Source organism: Pseudomonas sp. W15Feb34 (assembly GCF_023127765.1).
GTDB classification, from domain to species: Bacteria; Pseudomonadota; Gammaproteobacteria; order Pseudomonadales; family Pseudomonadaceae; genus Aquipseudomonas; species Aquipseudomonas synxantha_A.
On the sequence record NZ_SPKN01000044.1, the window covers coordinates 253307 to 269743 of the forward strand.

At 60.3% G+C, this 16437-nt stretch carries 15 protein-coding genes; 10 read left to right on the plus strand and 5 right to left on the minus strand.

Features of this window, described 5'->3' with window-relative positions; translation table 11 throughout:
* Window positions 1–7: 7 nt before the first annotated feature.
* Both E4O97_RS21125 and hslO read right to left on the minus strand, forming a co-directional pair.
* Window positions 8–1549: a phosphoenolpyruvate carboxykinase gene (locus tag E4O97_RS21125; protein ID WP_005783824.1), complete on the minus strand. Its 1542-nt coding sequence runs from the start codon at window positions 1547–1549 to the stop codon at window positions 8–10.
* A 179-nt stretch (window positions 1550–1728) separates the two neighbouring features.
* A complete protein-coding gene (hslO, locus tag E4O97_RS21130; protein ID WP_005783822.1) occupies window positions 1729–2631 on the minus strand; it encodes an Hsp33 family molecular chaperone HslO in 903 nt (300 codons plus the stop codon).
* Between the two features lie 124 nt (window positions 2632–2755).
* Here hslO and E4O97_RS21135 point away from each other — a divergent pair, with 124 nt between their 5' ends.
* The gene (locus E4O97_RS21135) at window positions 2756–3559 is read left to right on the plus strand and encodes a phosphatase PAP2 family protein (protein ID WP_248133280.1); all 804 of its coding nucleotides are present in this window, start codon (window positions 2756–2758) and stop codon (window positions 3557–3559) included.
* Window positions 3560–3694: 135 nt separating this feature from the next.
* Here the strand turns inward: E4O97_RS21135 and E4O97_RS21140 are convergent, their stop codons facing one another.
* Entirely contained in the window at window positions 3695–4102 is a 408-nt protein-coding gene (locus E4O97_RS21140) for a S4 domain-containing protein (protein ID WP_005783819.1), read from the minus strand.
* Window positions 4103–4218: 116 nt separating this feature from the next.
* Here E4O97_RS21140 and E4O97_RS21145 point away from each other — a divergent pair, with 116 nt between their 5' ends.
* The 3 genes from E4O97_RS21145 to rimK are packed head-to-tail and all read left to right on the plus strand — an operon-like array spanning window position 4219 to window position 6395.
* Entirely contained in the window at window positions 4219–4998 is a 780-nt protein-coding gene (locus E4O97_RS21145; protein ID WP_078820035.1) for an EAL domain-containing protein, read from the plus strand.
* Between the two features lie 30 nt (window positions 4999–5028).
* On the plus strand, window positions 5029–5493 hold the full coding sequence (locus tag E4O97_RS21150) for an ATP-dependent zinc protease (protein ID WP_169986753.1): 465 nt from the start codon (window positions 5029–5031) through the stop codon (window positions 5491–5493).
* Window positions 5490–6395, plus strand: a complete 906-nt coding sequence (gene rimK / locus E4O97_RS21155) for a 30S ribosomal protein S6--L-glutamate ligase (RefSeq protein ID WP_003187674.1) — start codon at window positions 5490–5492, stop codon at window positions 6393–6395. The genes E4O97_RS21150 and rimK overlap by 4 nt, the downstream gene beginning before the upstream one ends.
* A 140-nt stretch (window positions 6396–6535) precedes the next feature.
* Here the strand turns inward: rimK and E4O97_RS21160 are convergent, their stop codons facing one another.
* Both E4O97_RS21160 and ompR read right to left on the minus strand, forming a co-directional pair.
* Window positions 6536–7849, minus strand: a complete 1314-nt coding sequence (locus tag E4O97_RS21160; protein ID WP_005783812.1) for an ATP-binding protein — start codon at window positions 7847–7849, stop codon at window positions 6536–6538.
* Window positions 7850–7965: 116 nt separating this feature from the next.
* On the minus strand, window positions 7966–8706 hold the full coding sequence (gene ompR, locus E4O97_RS21165) for a two-component system response regulator OmpR (protein ID WP_003187669.1): 741 nt from the start codon (window positions 8704–8706) through the stop codon (window positions 7966–7968).
* Window positions 8707–9063: 357 nt separating this feature from the next.
* Between ompR and E4O97_RS21170 the strand changes: the two genes are divergently transcribed.
* From E4O97_RS21170 to tauC, 6 genes are all read left to right on the plus strand, one after another.
* Window positions 9064–11388: a Tex family protein gene (locus E4O97_RS21170; RefSeq protein WP_248162120.1), complete on the plus strand. Its 2325-nt coding sequence runs from the start codon at window positions 9064–9066 to the stop codon at window positions 11386–11388.
* A complete protein-coding gene (locus E4O97_RS21175; RefSeq protein WP_248162122.1) occupies window positions 11388–11771 on the plus strand; it encodes a PaaI family thioesterase in 384 nt (127 codons plus the stop codon). The genes E4O97_RS21170 and E4O97_RS21175 overlap by 1 nt, the downstream gene beginning before the upstream one ends.
* Window positions 11772–11985: 214 nt before the next feature.
* Entirely contained in the window at window positions 11986–13569 is a 1584-nt protein-coding gene (gshA, locus tag E4O97_RS21180; protein ID WP_248162125.1) for a glutamate--cysteine ligase, read from the plus strand.
* A gap of 252 nt (window positions 13570–13821) precedes the next feature.
* Window positions 13822–14799, plus strand: a complete 978-nt coding sequence (tauA, locus tag E4O97_RS21185) for a taurine ABC transporter substrate-binding protein (RefSeq protein ID WP_032878411.1) — start codon at window positions 13822–13824, stop codon at window positions 14797–14799.
* A gap of 18 nt (window positions 14800–14817) precedes the next feature.
* Complete coding sequence (gene tauB, locus E4O97_RS21190) at window positions 14818–15597, plus strand: taurine ABC transporter ATP-binding subunit (protein WP_248133281.1); 780 nt, start codon at window positions 14818–14820, stop codon at window positions 15595–15597.
* On the plus strand, window positions 15594–16430 hold the full coding sequence (tauC, locus tag E4O97_RS21195) for a taurine ABC transporter permease TauC (RefSeq protein WP_078820031.1): 837 nt from the start codon (window positions 15594–15596) through the stop codon (window positions 16428–16430). Before tauB ends, tauC begins: the two co-directional genes overlap by 4 nt.
* Window positions 16431–16437 lie beyond the last annotated feature (7 nt).

The following is a 16437-nucleotide window of genomic DNA, read 5'->3' on the forward strand; positions in this document are numbered from 1 at the left end:
CTAAGTCTTACAACTTAGGACCCGCAGCCTTGATCGCATCGCTCACTTCAAACTTCTTGAAGTTCTCGATGAACAGGCCAGCCAGCGCTTTCGCAGCTTCGTCGTAGGCGGCTTTGTCAGCCCAGGTGTTGCGTGGGTTCAACAGACCCGTCTCAACGCCCGGCACGGCCAACGGCACGTCGAGGTTGATGGTGTCCAGGTGCTCGGTTTGCGCACCGATCAACGCGCCGCTCTGGATCGCGGCGATCACGCCGCGAGTAGTCGGGATGTTGAAGCGCTTGCCAACGCCGTAGCCGCCGCCGGTCCAGCCGGTGTTGACCAGGTAGACCTTGGAGCCGAAACCACGGATACGCTTGATCAAAAGCTCAGCGTATTCGCCGGCCGGACGCGGGAAGAACGGCGCGCCGAAGCAGGTGGAGAAGGTCGACTTGATACCGCTGCCGGAACCCATTTCAGTCGAGCCCACCAACGCGGTGTAGCCGGACAGGAAGTGGTAGGCCGCTTGTTCTTCGCTGAGGATCGACACTGGCGGCAGTACGCCGGTCAGGTCGCAGGTCAGGAAGATCACTGCGTTTGGCTCGCCGCCCAGGTTCTTCTCGGAACGCTTGGCAACGTGCTCCAGCGGGTAGGCGGCACGGCTGTTCTGGGTCAGGCTGACATCAGCGTAGTCGGCGTGCTTGGCCTCGTCGATCACGACGTTTTCCAGCACGGCGCCGTGCTTGATGGCTTTCCAGATAACCGGCTCGTTCTTCTCCGACAGGTCGATGCACTTGGCATAGCAACCGCCTTCGATGTTGAACACTACGCCTTCGCCCCAGCCGTGTTCGTCGTCACCGATCAGGTAACGGCTTTCGTCGGCCGACAGGGTGGTCTTGCCGGTGCCGGACAGGCCGAAGAACAGGGTCACGTCGCCTGCTTCGCCAATGTTGGCGGCGCAGTGCATCGGCAGTACGTCGGCGGCCGGCAGCAGGAAGTTCTGCACCGAGAACATGGCTTTTTTCATTTCACCGGCGTAACGCATACCGGCGATCAGCACTTTTTTCTGCGCGAAGTTGAGGATCACGCAACCGTCGGAGTTGGTGCCGTCACGCTCTGGCACGCACTCGAAGTTAGCCACGTTGAGCACTTGCCACTCTTCACGACCGGCCGGGTTGTACTGGGCCGGGTTGATGAACAGGCAACGACCGAACAGGTTCTGCCAGGCAGTCTGGGTGGTCATTTTCACGGCCAGGTAGTGGTCTTCTGCGGCCCCTACGTGAACATGGGAAACGAAATGCTCTTGCGCGTTGTTGAACGCCTCGACGCGAGCCCACAGGGCATCGAACTTGTCGGCCGGGAACTTGCGGTTGATCGGGCCCCAGGCAATGGCGTCCTGGGTGGAAGGCTCTTCAACGATAAAACGGTCGACCGGCGAACGACCGGTGCGGTGACCGGTTTCGACAACCAGCGCACCAGTATCGGCAAGCACGCCTTCACCGCGCTGCAGGGCTTCTTTGACCAGATCGTCAACACTCAGATCGGTGTATACGGCGTTATTGGCTTGCGTCATGAGGTTCCCCGTCGGCCTATGGCCGAGTGCTCCAAACGTTTTGTAGTAGAAAGTTGCGCACTACTACCGCGAAAAAAGTGGGCCGGATTATGCCAGAAAAGCCCAAAAAGAGTAGGGCCCTCCCGTCAGAACACCTCTAATCCGGCGTTTGTCAGGTGATTTACCTGTGCTTAAACGTTTTAGTGGCGGGTGTCGGAAGGGGTGTCGATGCCCGCTCCGGCGAACAATTGGGCTACATCAGCGGCATCGAACAGGTAGCGCTGGTTGCAGAACTGGCAATCAATCTCGATATGGCCGCCGTGTTCCACCACCAGATTTTGCGCATCTTCCAGGCCCAGGCTGACCAAGGCGTTGCCTGAACGCTCGCGCGAACAGCTGCAATGAAAGTGCAAGGCTTGCGAGTCAAACAACCGCACAGCCTCTTCATGGTAAAGGCGGTGCAGGATGGTTTCGTTGTCCAGGCCCAGCAGTTCTTCGGCCTTCAACGTATCAGCCAAGGCGATGATATGCCGCCAGCTTTCGGCACGATCATCCTCATCCTTGATGCGGTCGGCCGGCAATTGTTGCACCAGCAAACCACGGGCACGTTTGCCGTCGGCGTTAAGCCAGAACTTGGTGCCCACCTGCTGGGACATTACGAAGTAGTTGGTGAAGCACTCCGACAGGGTTTGGCCATCGAGGTCGACAATGCCCTGGTAGCGTTGGCCTTCGGTCGGGTCGACGGTGAGTGCCAGGACGCCATTGGGCATCAGGTCGGCCAGGGTGGCGTCCGCGGCGATCTGGTCGGCTTCATAACGGGCCAGGCCACGGATTTCGCGCTCGCTGGAGCACTCGATCATCAACATTGGCACCGGCCCTTCGGAACGGGCCTGCAAGATCAGCAACCCGTCGAACTTCATGGTGCCAACCAGCAGCGCCGCGGCGGCCATCAGCTCGCCGAGCAATTGCGCGACCGGCTCCGGATAGGCGTGCTTGGCAAGGACTTCGGCATAGCTGAGCTCCAACGACACCATCTCGCCGCGGGCATCGCTCTCATCGAAGATGAAGCGTTGGGTGAAGTCGGTATCCGGTAGATCAGTCATAGGTCTGGGTATCTGAAGTGATGACAAAATGATTACAAGGTTTATAAAATTAAACGCTTTAGCACCATCTTGGTGCGACTTCTCCTGAATTCAAGGAGCTGAATAGAGCGATGAGGGACAGTTTATGAACAATCCGGGTTTGTTCCAAGCCAACTGGAACCTCCGGCGATGGGCTCTTTGCAATCTACTCGCTATCGGACTGCTGTGTTTTTGGCTGTGGCCCACGGGCCAGATGCTGTGTGTGATTTTCGACGAGTGGCTGTTTCATCTGCTCAATGGCCCGCTAGCCACCAATTCGACCTGGCTGCATGTGTGGGCCGTGGCCAGCCTGCGGCCGTTTGATGCAGTGGTCGGCGTTATTTTGCTGACGCTGCTGATCCGCGGCGACTGGGTGTTCAAGGCCGTGCAGGTGCGCCAGGCGTTTTTTGGTTTTCTCGGCATTCTGCTGCTGTTGCTGTTTATTCGCATGTTGTTCTCCAAACTCGCGGCGCATATGGGCTGGCAGCACAGCAGCCCATCCATGGTGATCAGCGGCGCGATTCAGATGAGTGATTTTTTCCCGGGACTGGAGAAAACCTGGGAGTTGAAGGACCGTTCCAGCCAGAGCTTCCCGGGCGACCATGCCTCGGTGCTGTTGATCTGGGGGATGTTCATGACCGTATTTGCCAAGCGCATCGGCCAGGTGCTGGTGATCTGGGGCCTGGCGCTGCTGTTCATGATGCCGCGCCTGGTTGCGGGCGCGCACTGGGGTCAGGACGATTACATAGGTGGCGTATTGCTGGCGCTGTTGGCGCTGGGGTGGGGGTATTACACGCCGTTTGGGGCGAAGGTGTCGGGGTTCCTGTTGCGGGTAACCGCGCCGGTGTTCGGGTTGCTTGGAAAACTGCCGGTGATCGGGCGATTGAGCGTCATACGCACCGCTCCTTAAATGCGCGGGTTAAATGTGGGAGGGGGCTTGCTCCCGATTTGCAGTGGCTCAGTCACAAGTGTAATGGCTGACACTCTGCTATCGGCAGCAAGCCACCTCCCACATTTTGATCTGCTGCCGGCAGGAGATTCGTAATCAATCGTCGTTGCCGCTGCCGCGGAACTTGAATAGATCGCGGCGCTGCTTCTTGCTTGGCTTGCCATCGGTGGTCATTCCAGTCGCTCCAGCCTTGCGCATGGCCGCTGCATTTTCGCGCTTGGCGATACTCGCTTCGGTCTCGGTGTACAGCGCCTGCGCTTCGGGTGCCCCACGGCGCACGACAGACAGCGCCTGCACCACGACGGTCTTTTCATCAAACCCTGTACGAATCTGAAACTCATCGCCGATACGTGGCTCCTTGCCCGGCTTGCAGCGCTCGCCGCGATGATGAACCTTCCCGCTTTCGATTGCGGCCTTGGCCAGGGCACGGGTTTTGTAGAACCGCGCGGCCCACAACCACTTGTCCAGTCGGACCTTTTCTTCCTCTTCCTGTTTTTGACCCACTTGAATTCCTCACTCTGAAAAATGTCGCAACCTTACCGTTGAAACCCTTCGACGCATAAACCCCAAGGCTCACCTAAGATACGCCAGGTAGCACCCTGTTTTCGCGAGGATACGCTGTGACCGACTTCCCCCTTTCACTCACCTCGCCCAACCAGCGGTGCGTGGGTTGCCAGCAAAGCGAGCCTCTGGGGTTCGACTTTGCGTTCGCCTACCAGCCTATCGTAGACCTGCGTGACCACTCGATATTCGCCAACGAAGCCTTGGTGCGCGGTACCCAGGGAGAAGGCGCGCTCTCGGTGCTGGCCCAGGTCAACGAAACCAATCGCTACCGCTTCGACCAGCGCTGCCGAACCAAGGCCATTGCCGGTGCCGCAGCGCTGGGCATGCAGACTCACCTTTCCATCAATTTCATGCCCAATGCCGTATACCGTCCGGAACTGTGTATTCGCAGCACCCTGGAGGCCGCCCGGGCGCACAATTTCCCGCTGGACCGGCTGATTTTCGAGACACTGGAAAGCGAGCATGTAGATAACTATCGCCATTTGACGAATATTCTGCGTGAATATCGCGAATTCGGCTTCAAGACCGCCATCGACGACTTCGGTGCGGGCTATTCGGGGCTGAACCTGCTGGCCGATTTCCAACCCGACCTGATCAAACTCGACATGGCGTTGATTCGCGATGTCGATCAAGACCGTGTCCGTCAGGTGATCGTCCGGGGGATTGTCACAATCTGTGAGCAGTTGGGAGTTACTGTCATCGCCGAAGGCATCGAAAGTGCTGGCGAGCGGGATTTCCTCTCCGACTGTGGAATATTTCTGATGCAGGGTTTTTGGTTCGCCAAACCTGCATTCAATGCCCTGGCCAAGGTTTCTCCTCAAGCCTGGGCAAATTGACCGGTACCCATATTGAAGACATTTGACCATTTGACCGTTGTGGGTCTGCGTGAATGGGTGGCACTTCCCGACCTGGGAGTGGCGGGCCTGCGCGCGAAGATCGACACCGGTGCCAGCACCTCAAGCCTGCATGCCACCGATATCGAGCCGTTTGAGCGCGACGGTGAAAAGTGGGTGCGCTTTACCGCGCACCTGGGCAGCGTGGTGCAACTGCGCCACCGTCGCTGCGAAGCGCCCCTGGTGACGATGAAAACCATCAAGAGCTCCAACGGCCATGCGCAGGTGCGCTACGTGATCAGCACCACCCTGGCGCTGGGTGACCGGGTATGGCGGGTGGAATTCACCCTCGCCTGTCGCAAAGCCATGCGTTATCGCCTGTTACTGGGCTCCAAGGCGTTGATTGACGGCCAGTTGGTCGTCAATCCAGGCGTCAAGTACGTTCAAGACAAGCCGGTGTTCCCGGTCTCCACTATTTCTGCCCCAGGTGCTGCATGAAGATTGCTGTGCTGTCGCGAAACCCGCGTCTGTATTCCACCCGCCGCCTGGTCGAGGCCGGCACTGAACGTGGCCATGAAATGGTGGTGATCGACACGTTGCGTGCCTACATGAACATTGCCAGCCACAAGCCGCAGATCCACTACCGGGGCAAACCCCTGGAAGGCTTTGATGCGGTGATCCCGCGTATCGGCGCTTCGGTGACGTTTTATGGCTGCGCGGTGTTGCGTCAGTTTGAAATGATGGGGGTGTTTCCTCTCAACGAGTCCGTGGCCATTGCCCGCTCGCGGGACAAACTGCGTTCGCTGCAGTTGCTGTCACGCCGGGGTATCGGCTTGCCGGTCACCGGCTTTGCCCACTCCCCGGATGACATCCCTGACCTGATCGAGATGGTCAATGGTGCACCGCTGGTGATCAAGGTACTGGAAGGCACCCAAGGCATCGGTGTGGTGCTGTGTGAAACGGCGACGGCAGCTGAATCGGTGATCGAGGCGTTCATGGGCCTCAAGCAGAACATCATGGTGCAGGAGTACATCAAGGAAGCCGGCGGCGCGGATATTCGCTGCTTCGTGGTGGGCGACAAAGTGATCGCGGCGATGAAGCGCCAGGCCAAGCCCGGTGAGTTCCGCTCCAATCTGCACCGTGGCGGCAGCGCCAGCCTGATCAAGATCACACCGGAAGAACGCATGACCGCACTGCGGGCAGCCAAGGTGATGGGCTTGAGCGTGGCAGGCGTGGATATCCTGCGCTCCAATCATGGGCCGCTGGTGATGGAAGTGAACTCATCGCCGGGCCTGGAAGGGATCGAGACCACCACCGGCAAGGACGTGGCGGGGATCATCATTCAGCACTTGGAGAAGAATGGTGGGCCGAATATGACTCGGACCAAGGGCAAAGGCTAAAAGCCTATTTTAATCCCGACATGAAACCAATGTGGGAGGGGGCTTGCTCCCGATAGCGGTGTCACAGTCACTGAACTTCTTGACTGAAAGACCGCCATCGGGAGCAAGCCCCCTCCCACATTTTTGATATTTGTTGTTTGTCAGACCGCATCTCTAGGCAGCATCAGCCCAAGCGGCAAGCGCACCCGCGCCTCCAACCCGCCTTCTTCCCGGTTACGCAACTCGACATTGCCGCCATGCATCGAGGCGATTCGTCGCACGATCGCCAACCCCAACCCGGTGCCCTTGCCACCTCGGGCTCGGTCGCCACGGGTGAACGGGTTGAAGATACCCTCAAGCTCGGCAGGGTCGATCCCCGTGCCACGGTCCATCACGCTCAGCACCACGTAAGGCGCGGCACTGTCACCGGAGACATACGCCGCCACCTCCACATCGGAACCGGCATGATGCAAGGCATTGCCGATCAGGTTGTTCAGCAGGCGCTTCATCGAGACCCGGCGCAATGCAAACGGCTGGATCGGCTCCAGGCGCATGCGCACCTGCTCACCGTTCTGGTTATAGGGCGCAACCACCTCACGCACGAGGTCCGTGAGGTCCACCTCCTCAACCACTTCATCACGCCCGTCGCGGATGAAGGCCAGGAACTGGTCCAGGATAGCGTCCATGTCCTCGATATCGCGCACCATGTCATCGGTGAGGTCGGTATGGTCCCCCATCAGCTCCAGGGACAGGCGCAATCGCGTCAACGGTGTGCGCAAGTCATGGGACACACCTGCCAGCATCAGCTCGCGCTCGCGCCCGGCCTGCTCGACGTCTTCCGCCATCTGGTTGAACGCGCCGTACACCTCGGTCATCTCACTGGGCGTGTCGCTGACCGGCAGGCGCACACTGCGCCCCTGGCCCAATTGGCGAGCGGCAAATACCAGGCGCTTGAGTGGTTGGTTGAGCTGACGGACGAAGATCCACGCGGAGGCCGTTGAAAGCAAGCCGATGGCCAGGAACCAGCCCAGCACGTTCCAGATTTTCTGCCCGCGCAGCGGGTGCGGATAAAGCGGCACCTTGATCCAGGCATCGCCCAGGCTAGGTGCCCGCACCCATAACGCCGGTGAAACATGCATGCGCAGCCTCACCTCGGTGTCGGCGCCCAGTTCGGCCTGCATCTGGCGCTGATAGATCTCGCTGTAAGGCCAATGCTGCTCGCCTTCAGGCACGCCGGCCCCATCAACCCGAGTCAAGGTCGACGCCTTGGCCACCTTTTCTCGGTTCTCAGGGTCTACGGCCCAATAGCCCCGCAACGTCAGGGCCACACCGTGGCTGTACTGCCGATCCACCAGCACGTCTTCGTTCATCAACAGATAAACCAGCGTGAGCGCCTTGGAAAACAGAACGACAATAAGCACCAGCCAAAGGGTGCGAGAGAAGAAACTTTGTGGGAACCACAGCGGGGTTTTCATAGATGAAAGCTGCACACCTTGCAGGAACGAGCGGTGCTCGCAGAATTGCAGACGCCGGGCATCCCGTCGACTCTTATGGAGTCAAACGCCGGATACCCGCCCCTGCAAATCATCGGTCACTTGGTTGCGGTGCCATCCGGCACAAACACATAACCCACGCCCCACACCGTCTGGATATACCGCGGCTTGGAGGGGTCCGGCTCAATCATCCGGCGCAGTCGGGAAATCTGCACGTCGATGGAGCGCTCCAGGGCGTCCCATTCACGGCCACGGGCCAGGTTCATCAGCTTGTCACGGGTCAGCGGCTGACGGGCGTTCATCACCAGAGCCTTGAGCACCGCAAATTCGCCGGTGGTAAGCATGTGCACTTCTTCGCCACGCTTGAGCTCACGGGTGGCCAACGACAGTTCGTAGTCGCCAAAGGTGACGCTTTCGTCTTCGCTGCCCGGTGCGCCCGGCACGGCCGGTGCCTGGCGACGCAATACGGCCTTGACCCGCGCCATCAGCTCATCAGGGTTGAACGGCTTGGCCAGGTAGTCATCAGCGCCCAGTTCAAGGCCCTTGATGCGGCTCAACTCATCGCCCTTGGCGGTGAGCATGATGATTGGAATCTGGTTGTTGGCACCACGCAGGCGCTTGCAGGCGGTAAGGCCGTCTTCGCCGGGCAGCATCAGATCGAGCACGACCAGGTTGAACACTTCACGCCCCAACAGGCGGTCCATTTGCTCGGTGTTCGGCACCGCGCGGGCACGGTAGCCCTTGGAGTTGAAAAAACGCTCCAGCAGGCTGCTCAGCCCCGGATCGTCATCAACGATGAGAATTTTTTCGCCTTCAGCAGTTTGTGCGGTGCTGCTCATTGGATGCTCCTCTTATCTCGGCGCGCATTATGGCGTAGCTGCCGTTATACGCACCGTGTGCATTGTTAGCAGATTTTTCATCTACTGCCAGCGAACCCACGCCCTACAACCTCCGGCGCAGTACCCCCCAATAGCAGAACGCTGGTTATAATGCGGCGCCTCCGTGCAGGGCAACGTCAGATCGTTACCGTTTGCTGCCGGGCTTTTTTTACCCGCTTGTCGTGAATTTTTCGATTTCGAGGGTCAATAGGCAGCCTCTTGACCCAGGCAGCGGCGCCAGTCGGGCCGCTCAACCAGCCTCGCCGGGCCTTGTTTTTACGGGCCGGCGCGCTGATTTTAAGAATTTCAGGTGGTTTTATGGACAGCATCAACAGCCGCATCGCCGAGGAACTCGGTGTACGCCCACAACAGGTCGAAGCGGCCGTCGCTCTACTGGATGAAGGCTCCACGGTGCCTTTCATCGCCCGTTACCGAAAAGAAGTGACCGGCAGCCTCGACGACACTCAACTGCGTCACCTGGAAGAGCGCCTGCGCTACCTGCGAGAACTCGACGAACGGCGTATCAGCATCCTCGCCAGCATTGAGGAACAGGGCAAGTTGACCCCTCAACTGGAGCGCGACATCAAACTCGCGGACACCAAGACCCGCCTCGAAGACCTTTACCTGCCATACAAACAGAAACGTCGTACAAAGGGCCAGATCGCTCTGGAAGCCGGCCTGGGCGATTTGGCCGATGGCCTGTTCAACGACCCATCGTTGACGCCGGAAACCGAAGCCGCTCGCTTCATCGACGCGGAAAAAGGCGTCGCCGACGTCAAGGCTGCCCTCGAAGGCGCCAAGTACATCCTGATGGAGCGCTTCGCCGAAAACGCCAGCCTCCTGGAAAAACTGCGTACCTACTTGAAGCAGGAAGCCATCCTCAGCGCCCGCGTCATCGCCGGCAAAGAGGAGGAAGGCGCCAAATTCCGCGACTACTTCGAACACGACGAGCCGCTCAAAAGCATGCCGTCCCACCGCGCCCTGGCGATTTTCCGCGGCCGCAACGAAGGCATTCTCAGCTCCGCGCTGAAACTCGGTGACGAACTGCCAGGCACCATGCACCCGTGCGAAGGCATGATCGGTCAACAATTCGGCATCCAGAACCAGAATCGCCCTGCGGACAAGTGGCTCGGTGAAGTCGTGCGCTGGACCTGGAAGGTCAAGCTCTACACCCATCTGGAAACCGACCTGCTGGGCGAGTTGCGCGACGGCGCCGAAACCGAGGCGATCAACGTGTTCGCCCACAACCTGCACGACCTGCTGCTGGCCGCACCGGCCGGCCCGCGTGCCACCCTGGGCCTCGACCCGGGCCTGCGCACCGGTTGCAAGGTCGCTGTGGTCGATGCCACCGGCAAGCTGCTGGACCACGCCACCGTGTACCCGCACGTTCCGCACAACAAGTGGGACCAGACCCTGGCGATCCTTGCCGCCCTGTGCGCCAAGCACGCGGTAGATCTGATCGCCATCGGCAACGGCACTGCCAGCCGCGAAACCGATAAGCTGGCCGCCGAGCTGATCAAAAAATACCCGGCCATGAAGATGACCAAGGTCATGGTCTCCGAGGCGGGTGCTTCGGTGTACTCGGCTTCGGAGCTGGCGTCCAAGGAGTTCCCGGACCTCGACGTGTCGATCCGTGGCGCCGTCTCCATCGCCCGTCGCCTGCAAGACCCGCTGGCCGAGTTGGTGAAGATCGACCCCAAATCCATCGGCGTCGGCCAGTACCAGCACGACGTGTCGCAGCTTAAACTGGCACGCGGCCTGGATGCGGTGGTGGAAGACTGCGTAAACGCCGTGGGCGTAGACGTGAACACCGCTTCAGTAGCGCTGCTGGCGCGAATCTCGGGCCTCAACGCGACCCTGGCGCAGAACATCGTCAGCCATCGCGACGAAAATGGTGCGTTCAAAACCCGTGCTGCGCTGAAAAAAGTCGCACGCCTGGGTGAAAAAACCTTTGAACAAGCGGCCGGCTTCCTACGCGTGATGAATGGCGATAACCCGCTCGACGCCTCGGCGGTTCACCCGGAAGCCTACCCGCTGGTGCAACGCATTGCCGCCGAGACCGACCGTGATATCCGCTCGCTGATCGGCGACGCCGCCTTCCTCAAGCGTCTGGATCCAAAGAAGTACACCGACGAAACCTTCGGTGTGCCGACCATCACCGACATCCTGCAAGAACTGGAAAAACCTGGCCGCGACCCACGTCCCGAGTTCAAGACCGCCGAGTTCCAGGACGGCGTCGAAGACCTCAAGGACCTGCAACCGGGCATGATCCTCGAAGGCGTAGTGACCAACGTGACCAACTTTGGCGCCTTCGTGGATATTGGCGTGCATCAGGACGGTTTGGTGCATATCTCCGCGCTTTCGGAGAAGTTCATCAAGGACCCGCGTGAAGCGGTCAAAGCCGGTGACGTGGTCAAGGTCAAGGTCATGGAAGTCGATATCCCGCGTAAACGCGTGGGCCTGTCGATGCGCATGAGCGATACCCCGGGCGAGAAGATCGACGGTGCTCGTGGCGCTCGCCCAGGTTCGGCACCGCGCCAGTCGCAGAACAACGCGCCGCGCAAGGACGCTACGACTGCCGCGCCGAGCAACAACGCCATGGCATCGCTGTTCGCCAATGCCAAACAGTTGAAGAAGCGTTGATGGAAATCCCGACGGGTTTGACCCAGAGCGCGTTCAGCGAGCTGATCGGCTGCCGCCTGCAACGCCTGGATGAAGGCGTTGCCGAGGTGGCCCTGACCCTGGAGCCGCACCTGCGCAACCGTGCAGGCAAGCTCCATGGCGGGGCGATTTTCAGCCTGGTGGACATCACGATGGGCCTGGCCTGTTCCAGCGCCCATGGTTTCGACCAGCAGAGCGCCACCATCGAATGCAAGATCAATTATATTCGCGCCGTCGAAGACGGTGACGTGCTGTGCACCAGCCGGGTAATTCACGCCGGCCGGCGCACGTTGGTGGTCGAAGCCGACGTGTACCAGGGCGAAAGACTTGTCGCAAAAGCGCAGGGCACGTTCGCTGTCCTATAGCTCCCTACCCTCGATTTGAGTTAATTTCGGCGCTGCGATAACAGCGTCGGAATTTTCTCGCTGCGCTGTAGCCCAATTCATGGAGTGAAGTCGGCATTTTCAGAGCGGGTCAAATCGACTCAGAACCAGGCGATCACGCCAGTTTCCACTTCACCCTTGTAGACCGTCCTGCCCACCCCCATATTGGGGCGACTGACGCGTGAAGGAATCCAACTTGAGCGAACTTCTCAACCGCCGCCTGGCCCTGCTCGGCAAGCGCGAACACCTCTCCCTGCTAGAGCAGTGCTTGCACGGCATCGAGCGCGAATGCCTGCGCGTCACCAGCGAGGGTCGCCTGGCGCAAACGCCGCACCCTGAAGCCCTGGGCGCTGCGTTGACCAACGAACAGATCACCACTGACTATTCGGAATCGCTGCTGGAGTTCATCACCCCAGCCCTGCCCAACCCGGCCGAGACCCTGGGCAGCCTGGACAAGATCCATCGCTTTGCCTACTCCAAGCTGGGCAGCGAATACCTGTGGAGCCCCTCGATGCCGTGCCCGTTACCGGCCGAGGAAGATATTCCGATCGCCTACTACGGCACCTCCAATATCGGCCAGCTCAAGTACGTGTACCGCAAGGGCCTGGCCCTGCGCTACGGCAAGACCATGCAGTGCATTGCCGGCATCCATTACAACTTCTCGCTGCCGGAAGAGCTGTGGCCGTTGCTCAAGGAAGCCGAAGGCTTTGTCGGTACGGACCGTGACTATCAGTCCACGGCCTATATCGCGCTGATCCGTAATTTCCGTCGCTACAGCTGGCTGTTGATGTACCTCTTTGGTGCCTCGCCAGCCCTGGACGCCGGTTTCCTGCGCGGCCGCTCGCACCAGCTTGAAGTCCTGGATGCCGACACCCTGTACCTGCCCTACGCCACGAGCCTGCGCATGAGCGACCTGGGTTACCAGAGCAACGCCCAGGCTGGCCTGACGCCTTGCTACAACGACCTGGCCAGCTACACCGACAGCCTGCGCGAAGCAGTGGCAACGCCCTACGCGCCGTATGTTGAAGTCGGCACACACAAGGATGGTGAGTGGGTGCAGCTCAACACCAACATCCTGCAGATCGAAAACGAGTACTACTCCAATATCCGCCCCAAGCGTGTGACCTACACCGGCGAGCGGCCGATCCAGGCGCTGATGGCCCGCGGTATCCAGTACATCGAAGTACGCTGCCTGGATATCAACCCGTTCCTGCCGATGGGGATCGACTTGCCGGAGTCGCGATTCCTCGACGCATTCCTGCTGTATTGCGCGCTGAACGACAGCCCGCTGTTCGCCAACAACGAGTGCGGCAACGCCACCTCCAACTTCCTCAGCGTGGTCAAGGAAGGTCGGCGTCCGGGCCTGCAATTGCAACGTGACGGCCAGCCGGTGGACATGAAGGAATGGGCTGCGCAGTTGCTGGAGAAGATTGCACCATTGGCCGCCTTGCTCGACGAGAGCCAGGGCATGACCGAACACAGCGAAGCGCTGGATGCCCAACTGGCCAAGGTCAAGGACCCGTCCCTGACGCCGTCGGCCCAGGTGTTGGCGGCCATGGCTGAACGCAAGGAAAGCTTTGCGCAGTTCTCTCTGCATCAAAGCGAAGTACATGCCGAATACTTCCGCAAGGAGCCTTTGGCGCCCGAGGAACAAGCGCACTTTGAAGAATTGGCCCGTGTGTCGCTGGCGCAACAGGCGGAGCTTGAGCAGAACGAGGTGGGCGATTTCGATGTGTTTGTCGGGTCGTACCAGGCCAGCATTCTGGCCATCAGCAACTAGCTGGAGCTGTACTCAGTTCAAATGTGGGAGGGGGCTTGCTCCCGATAGCAGTGGGTCCGTCAACAGATGCAGTGACTGACACTCAGCAATCGGGAGCAAGCCCCCTCCCACATTTGGTCATCACCGGTACAAACATTTGCTTCAACCTTTCTACTCATAAGCTAATTCGAAAAGGTTATTTATTTTCGAGTTCTTAGATCATTTAGTCTCCTCACACGCCGACTCTCGGCCGCCTGATTGAGGAGCTTCCCCTTGAAACTGCTGACCCCTCTGCGCTTGCTGGCCGCGTTGTCCCTGGCCGGTGCCAGTCTGTTTGCCCAGGCGGCGGACGTGACTATCGCTTACCAGACCACCGTCGACCCGGCCAAAGTCGCCCAGGCTGACGGGGCCTATGAAAAAGCTACCAACGCCAAAATCGACTGGCGCAAATTCGACAATGGCGCCGACATCATCGCCGCCATTGCCTCCGGCGACGTGCAGATCGGCTACCTCGGTTCCAGCCCGCTGACCGCCGCGGTAACCCGCAAAGTCCCAGTAGAAACCTTCCTCGTCGCCACCCAGATCGGCGGGGCCGAAGCCCTGGTGGCGCGCAACGGATCGGGGATCAACAGCCCGCAGGACCTGATCGGCAAAAAGATCGCCGTGCCCTTCGTCTCCACTGGCCACTACAGCCTGCTTGCCGCGCTGAAACACTGGAACATCGACCCGGCCAAAGTCACCATTCTCAACCTGGCGCCTCCGGCCATCATCGCCGCGTGGAAGCGCGGTGATATCGACGCCACCTACGTGTGGGACCCGGCTCTGGGCGTAGCCAAGGAAAACGGCAAGGTGTTGATCACCTCCGGCGAGCTGGCCAAGTTCGGCGCGCCAACATTCGATGCCTGGATCGTGCGCAAGGATTTTGCCGAGAAGCACCCGGACATCGTCACCGCCTTCGCCAAGGTCACCCTGGATGCCTACGCCGCCTACCGTAAAGACCCACAAGCCTGGCTGGCCGACACCGGCAACGTCGACAAGCTGGTGAAACTCTCCGGCGCCAAGGCCAGTGACATTCCCTTGCTGCTGCAAGGCAACGTCTACCCGCTGGCCGCTGACCAGGTGACCCTGCTGGGCGCGCCGACCACCAAGGCAGTCACCGACACTGCTGTGTTCCTCAAGGAACAAGGCAAGGTCGATGCCGTACTGCCCGACTACGCCCCTTACGTCAGCGCCAAGTTCATTTCTAACTGATCCAAGGAGTTCATCGCGATGGCCTTGCTACAGCTGGAGCGCATCAGCGCACAGTACCCAGGCGCCCCGGAACCGGTACTGTCCGATATTTCACTGGAGCTTGGGCCCCAGCAGCTGCTGGTTGCCCTGGGCCCGTCCGGCAGTGGCAAGACATCGCTGTTGAACCTGATTGCCGGTTTCGTCGAGCCTTCTGCCGGGCGTATCACCCTCGACGGTGTGCCGGTCAAAGGGCCCAGCGCCGAACGCGGTGTGGTGTTCCAGGACGACGCCCTGTTGCCCTGGCAGGACGTGCTGACCAACGTCGCCTTCGGCCTGGAACTGGCCGGCGTGCCCAAGGCGCAGCGCGACGTACGCGCCCGCGAAATGCTCGCGCTGGTGGACCTGGCCGGTTTCGACAGCCGGCGCATCTGGCAACTCTCCGGCGGCCAGAAGCAACGCGTCGGCCTCGCCCGCGCCCTGGCGGCCGACCCTCGCGTATTACTGATGGACGAACCCTTCGGTGCGCTGGATGCCTTCACCCGCGAACAAATGCAGGAGTTGCTGCTGCAAGTGTGGCGGCGCACGGCCAAGCCGGTGTTCCTGATTACCCATGACATTGAAGAAGCGGTGTTCCTGGCCACGGACCTGATCCTGCTGGCGCCCAACCCCGGCCAGATCGTCGAACGCCTGCAGCTGGATTTCGGCCAACGTTACGCTGCCGGTGAATCAGCCCGCGCAATCAAGTCCGACCCGCGCTTTATCGAAACCCGCGAACACGTGCTGGGCAAAGTGTTCTCCCAACGGCAGGTGTACGCATGAGCAGCTACGAACTTCCCGCCACCGCCAGCAAGCCGGTGGCGCCCGCCGTTATCCCGTTACGCCGCAGCCTGAGCACACGCTGGATCAGCGTACTGACCCTGGTCGCTCTGCTTGCCTTGTGGTGGGCGGTGACCGCCACCGGTTTGATCGAACCTTTGTTCCTGCCGCCACCGTCCGCCGTGTTGCAAAAAGGCTGGCTGCTGGCGACCACCGGCTACATGGATTCCACCTTGTGGCAGCACCTGGGCGCGAGCCTGAGCCGCATCGGCCTGGGCCTGGGTTTTGCAGTGCTGACCGCCGTGCCGGTGGGGATTGCCATCGGTGCCAACCGCATTGCCCGAGGCATTTTCGATCCGTTGATCGAGTTCTACCGGCCGATTCCGCCGCTGGCCTACCTGCCGCTGATCGTGATCTGGTGCGGCATTGGTGAGCTGTCCAAGGTGCTGCTGATTTACTTGGCGATTTTCGCCCCGATCGCCATCGCCACCGCAACCGGGGTGCGCACCGTCGACCCGGCCAAGCTGCGGGCCGCGCAGTCGTTGGGCGCCACCCGTGCGCAACTGATTCGCCATGTGATCCTGCCCAGCGCCCTGCCCGATATCCTCACCGGTGTGCGTATCGGCCTGGGCGTGGGCTGGTCGACCCTGGTGGCCGCCGAGTTGATTGCCGCCACCAGCGGCCTGGGTTTCATGGTGCAGTCGGCGGCGCAATTTCTGGTCACCGATGTGGTGGTGCTGGGGATCCTGGTGATCGCCCTGATCGCCTTCGCCATGGAAATGGGCCTGCGCGCCCTGCAGCGTAAATTAGTGCCCTGGCATGGCCAGGCACACTGAGTGAAGA